The 255-nt window shown below is 66.7% G+C and carries 1 protein-coding gene; it reads left to right on the top strand.

Annotated elements, in window-relative coordinates; translation table 11 throughout:
- On the top strand, positions 1-255 hold a 255-nt coding region (locus tag JHD67_RS22985), incomplete at both ends, for a helix-turn-helix domain-containing protein (RefSeq protein WP_199101242.1).

The following is a 255-nucleotide window of genomic DNA, read 5'->3' as shown; positions in this document are numbered from 1 at the left end:
GGTTGGGCCGTAGGCATTCCTCGATACGCCGAGTAATTGCCCAAGCCGGCGGCATTCGGCCGGCGCCAAAGCGCCGCTCACCGCGTGCCCTGACGCTGGCAGAGCGCGAAGAGATCTCGCGGCGGGTCGCTTTGGGGCAATCGCTCCGGCAGATCGCGGCTCACCTTGGTCGTGCGCCGTCCACTGTCAGTCGGGAGTTGGACCGCAATGGCGGGCGTGATGGTTACCGTGCGAGCCACGCTGATCAGCAAGCCT

It is taken from the genome of Dyella sp. ASV21 (assembly GCF_016428975.1).
Taxonomy (GTDB): domain Bacteria; phylum Pseudomonadota; class Gammaproteobacteria; order Xanthomonadales; family Rhodanobacteraceae; genus Dyella.
This window is presented reverse-complemented; position numbering and strand designations above follow the sequence as displayed.